This is a genomic window from Anaerotruncus sp. 80, from assembly GCF_009936115.1.
In the GTDB taxonomy this organism is placed as follows: Bacteria; Bacillota; Clostridia; order Peptostreptococcales; family Anaerovoracaceae; genus Senimuribacter; species Senimuribacter intestinalis.
The window spans coordinates 1-5532 of sequence record NZ_QWES01000027.1 but is presented as its reverse complement, the minus strand read 5'-3'; the positions used below and the strand labels follow the sequence as shown (position 1 = coordinate 5532).

Annotated in this window: 4 protein-coding genes; all 4 read left to right on the top strand. The window is 42.8% G+C overall.

Translation table 11 applies throughout. The features are described from left to right. The first annotated feature begins 297 nt into the window (after positions 1-297). Complete coding sequence (locus tag D1155_RS12965) at positions 298-4368, top strand: Ig-like domain-containing protein (RefSeq protein ID WP_207709531.1); 4071 nt, start codon at positions 298-300, stop codon at positions 4366-4368. A 196-nt stretch (positions 4369-4564) separates the two neighbouring features. Further along, positions 4565-4708, top strand: coding sequence for a DUF3788 family protein (locus D1155_RS12960; protein ID WP_160202837.1), 144 nt, complete (start codon positions 4565-4567; stop codon positions 4706-4708). Between the two features lie 262 nt (positions 4709-4970). Further along, positions 4971-5186, top strand: a complete 216-nt coding sequence (locus tag D1155_RS12955) for a hypothetical protein (RefSeq protein ID WP_160202836.1) — start codon at positions 4971-4973, stop codon at positions 5184-5186. 77 nt (positions 5187-5263) lie between these two features. Continuing rightward, a partial coding sequence (locus D1155_RS12950; RefSeq protein ID WP_279261863.1) for a YbaK/EbsC family protein occupies positions 5264-5532 on the top strand: 269 nt, incomplete at its 3' end.

Below are 5532 nucleotides of genomic sequence, written 5' to 3'. Positions count from 1 at the left end.
AACTTAACTTTAACACAAAAATGAGATCTTGCAATTTTTTTATTCAGTTGTAACACATCTATTGTAAACCTACATTTCGGAGAAAAAGGGAAGGGGATAGGACTTGACAGCAATGCGTGGAGAGAGGTATAATTTTATCGGAGATAAAAAGTATTTTGTTGAAAAGAGACGAATGAAGGAAATCTATTTTCTTGCAAGGTAAAGATATCGGTGCAAAGCGCACCTCGGGCGTATCTTTTTATAAAGAACATGGGTTTACTGCTTTTGTCATATTTTCGTATGAGGAAGGAAGAGCAGATGAAAGGCAAAACATTAGTAAAGAAGGTTGTCAGTGTTTTGTTATGTTTGATGGTAGTGCTTGCCTACGCGACTGGATTTCATGATATTTTCAGAGTTAACGCGGAGGAGCATACTGTAACAGACAGCAGAACAGAGCAGAACGATGCAGATAAGCCGGCTTATGATGACGGTTTATTTGGCGAGAATTCTCTAAATGATGCGCTGATGGATGGCAGCATGAAGGATCTAGGCAGAATTGTGGTAGCTTCTTGGACGTGGGTAGACGATGACGGATTGCTGACGTACGATAAGAAGACAGAAAAATGGTATCTGGACACTGCGGCAGATGCAGAAACCCCGATTACAGCAGAAGTACTGGAGGGGTGTTTTCCGCAGTCCATTCAGGCAGTGCTGGCGGATGGTACAAAAAAGGAATTAAAAATTACCTGGGACTTTAGCTCGTTAGGTGATGGCGTGACAAAAGGCGAACACACTTTGCAGGCGTCTTTACCAGAAGGGTATATATTAGCGGAAGATACTGAAGGGCTGGCTGCGACCATAAATCTGGGTGGCAGCATCATGATGGCAGCAGAAGAAACGCAGGAAGGTCAAGTAACTGCCGGTGGTTTAACCATTACAGGAAAAGGTATTAGTGAGGGAAATGGTGTAACTGTTGGTACAGATCCCGCCTATGGTGCCTACATTCAGATTGAAACCGATACACCGGTGACCATTGCAGGGACATCGGCCACACATAATATCTGGATTAAGGAAAATACGACCGCAAATATTACACTGGACGGTGTAAGTATTTCAGAGACTGCATATCGCGATTCTCCAATCAATCTACTCGACGGCAGCAGCTGTAATCTGACTTTGGCCGAAGGCAAAACAAATACGTTGTCAGTCGCCAAAGCCGTATATGCGGCAGCGCTGCATGTTGGTGTGAATTCTACACTGACAGTTGATGGTTCGGGTACACTGGATGCTACTGGCGGATTATATTCTTCTGCGATTGGTGCGGGATATTCTGAGATTGCGGGAAAGATGTATTTCAATGGTGGAACCATTAATGCCACGGCGGTTTCTACCGACGGCGGCGTTGCAAACGGCGGAGCAGGTATTGGTGCAGGCTGTATGGGAGGTTCTTCCTACATTGAAATCAATGGAGGACGGATTTGGGCGCAGGGCGCTTATCATGCAGCAGGTGTTGGCGCGGGCTACGGTAACACGGCTTACAATGAAGGCAGCCGTCAGCATGGTGCAGTTACAGGCGCCAACAGGTCGAAATATTATCTGAAATGTGGCGATATTACAATCAATGGTGGGTATATCGAGTCTCATGGTGGAGAACATGGCGGTGCTTTTGGAGCAGCCTGCGTTACGACTGCCCAGGGATGTACCATCAGGGTCACTGGCGGTACGTTATTAGCAAGACCAGTTGCCAGTATGTATGCTTTTGATGGCAATGGAGGAACTGTATATATCACCGGCGGATCTGTAGATGCAAGCGTTGGTCAGGGATTCCGTATGGGTAATAATGCAACCTATGCATTAGATGCCAATGGTGGTAAAGTATTTATGACAACGATTGATTTATCGGCAGAAGGCTTTAAGGATAATGTCATTCTCCCTGAAACGTGGGAGGTTTCTATTGCTGGCAGCAAGTATACGTATGGTGCACCATACAGCTTTGATAAAGGAAAACTCTATTTATGGGTACCAGAGGCATCAGCCGGCAAAACCATTTCTGTAGAATGTTCCTATCTTGACAAAAATGGGGAAGAACGGCATTTGGAGCCTATGTATATTGAAGAAGCAGATAAGGGCGGCGGTTCTGTCCTGAAGAGATATGTTGACTTCATTTTACCAGAAGATAAATTCCCGGGTCCGCTGAGCAAGGATTACGATGGATATCCACTTGAAAAATATGATTTTGAAAAAGAAGGAAATGCGATTATCGCAGAAGATAAAGCTGGTAATAAGAAAGAATTAAATAAAAATAGCGATGGTAAGGGAAACAACTATATCACAGTTTTTGCCCAGCGCTACGACAAGGTGAATGGAACGCCGATGGAGGAAGAAGCATCTACAGGGAATACCTATGTAATGCCGGAAAATGCAGGTATCTATAAATTCAAACTGATTTCCAAGCAATATGCCAATGAGGTCGGCTTTAAAGAGTCTTACTGGGGACATCGTACAACCGGCTGGGCGACGATTCGACCGATTCCATCAGTCATTGTGGATCCGACCTATGATATTCAGACAGAGATAGATGACGATACTGGTCAGAAAATCGTAACAGAAATGACCTTTCATGCACAGGTAAAAACGGCAAAACCGAAAAAAGGTGCTGCTTACAAGGCGCCGGATGGAATTCTCCAGTTCTATGTCAATGGTGTAAAAGTAGGCGCTCCGATCAAAGCCAATGATGCCAAGTATGTGAAAACGGAAAAAGTTGGTGACGATACGTATGAGTATACTGATGCTACGCTGACAGTTGACTTTAACGATGTCAGCGGAAAGTATCCTGCCATTCCGAAATTGGAATCCGGAAAGTTTATTGTAGAAGCCAAATACACAGGTGGATACAACTATGAACCGTCTTCGAAAAATGTACCGGTAGAAGGCGGCGGCTCCAGCACAGATGAGCCGGATAACTTCCCATTTATCAATCCACCGATCCCGGTGATTCCAAATGGAGTGGTGGATCCGGATGACCCAGATAGTGAGCCAGATGGAAAGAAGCTGAATCCGGACGAGATTGAGCGAATTGAGGACGGTACTGATATTTTACGACTGCGTGGTACGGTAAACGATAGTATCTCTCGGAAGACGGAAAAAGGTAAAACGGTTACCCTGGACGAATTGGAAACATTATTCGACGAAAGATATGTATTCGTTGGTCTGGATGGACGTTTGCTGAAAGGTGTGACGCGTTCTGCTATTTCCATCGTCGATAAAGCAGGAAACCCGGTTACAGAAATCGATTTATCAAATGCAGGAAAATATATTGTAACCCAGACGGTAACCGATGCATTGGGAAATGAGACTGTCATCAATTTGACCTACAATGTACGCAAACCGAGCTTGATCGATCCGGATTTGAACAAGGATACCAACGATGACGGTATTCCAGATATCAATATCGATACCGACGGCGATGGCAAACCTGATGTAGACATCGACACCGACGACGATGGCAAGCCAGACATCAATAAAGATACCGATGGAGACGGAAAACCCGATGTAGACATCGATACCGATGGAGACGGCAAGCCAGACGTCAACGTAGACACGGACGGAGATGGGAAACCAGACATCAATAAGGATACCGATGGAGATGGGAAACCCGATGTAGACATCGATACTAATGGAGATGGCAAGCCAGATATCAACATTGATACCAATGGAGATGGCAAGCCAGACTTAGATATCGATAAAGATGGAGACGGAAAGCCAGATCTTAACGTGGACACCGATGGAGACGGAAAGCCAGACATCAACATTGATAAGAATGGAGATGGCAAACCAGACGTCAACATTGACACCAATGGAGACGGCAAACCAGACGTGAACATTGATACCGATGGAGATGGGAAACCGGACATCAACATTGATAAGAATGGAGATGGCAAGCCGGACGTCAACATTGATACCAATGGAGACGGCAAACCAGACATCAATATTGATACAGATGGGGATGGGAAACCAGACATCAATGTAGATACCAATGGAGATGGCAAGCCAGATGTCAACATCGACACCGATGGAGATGGCAAGCCAGACATCAATATTGATACGGACGGAGACGGTATTCCGGATCTTAATGTAGATATTGATGGAGATGGAATTCCAGATATTAACATCGATACAGATGGAGACGGTATTCCGGACAAGAATATCAAAACACCAGAAGAAGTTGAGAATATCATCAAGGAGCAGAATCCGGAAACAGATGAACTGCCGTGGTGGATTCCAAGAACAGGCGATGCAGCGAATATGCTGGCATGGCTTGCGGTGCTGGTAGCGGCGGCAATTGGGCTGGGCGGTACAGCATATGCAGTGAAAAAGAAATATAGATAATCCATTTTTTATGATTTGGGCAGGTATCGTGATACCTGCCCTTTTAAGATGACAATTTTGAAAAAATCTATTATGCGTATACGAAACACGATCGTTATGAAAATACTAGCAGGGGGAAAGATGCTTTGGACAAAGCCGGAATTCAAGTGATTTCTTGTGACAGGCGGGACGATATCGACATTACAGAGGGGATACAATGCTTGAAAATATACCATCTGAATCGACGATGACTGAATTGCTCGGACAATCCTTGTTTGAAACCTGGCAAAAGTTATGTACGGCGATTGACGAAAAATACGAAATGAAGTTAGACAGAGGTTTTTCCTGTTTTAAAATATAAAAAGGAGTTACGTCATAAAAGATATGAATGGCAAGAAGATTTTTATAAATATAGCAGATACTTTTTGTTAAACTGTGACAAAAATAAAAAAACAAGTTATACTAATTTTGAAAAAGTAAATTTGATGTATTTATCTATAGCGCATAATATAAGAAAACGGAGAGTCTTAATTCGAATAGCTATTCGCCCTTTGCATTAGATTGCATTTTTATTTATCATTCTGGGGGATTTTGTTTTGAAAGGGGACTGATTGAACTCATGAATGAAGTTGAGGCTGCGTGTAAAGAGTATAAACGTCAATTTAAAAGGTGAAGTGTTTGTGTGTAATCAAGAAGAGAAATCAGTATTATGTAAACACCTGATTGATGATGAAATTGAAGAATTAAAAAGAGAATCATTAACTTCGCTTGGACGAGCTGCAGAATATAATGAAAAAAGCAATTTTCTTAAAGAACAAAGTGATGCATTTTCAGATTGACTTTTTTCATGGAAAGTCCTTTATTGAGCCTCAATCTAAAATTTATTATGAGATAAGGAATACGGGAGTTTTACTGTATGAAAAATAGAAATGTTATGCAGAAACAAGGCATCTATGCATATTTAAAAACGAAGAATATCCGGCATGAGATTATAGAGCACAAGGCGGTGTATAATATGGAAGAGGCTTCCAAACTGGAATTGCCTTATCCGGAAGCCGATGGGAAGAATTTGTTTATTCGAGACGACAAGAAAAGAAATTACTATTTGCTCACCGTGAAGGGTGATAAAAAAGTAAACCTGAAAGCGTTTAGAGAAAAGAATCATACCCGTGCCTTGAGCTTTGC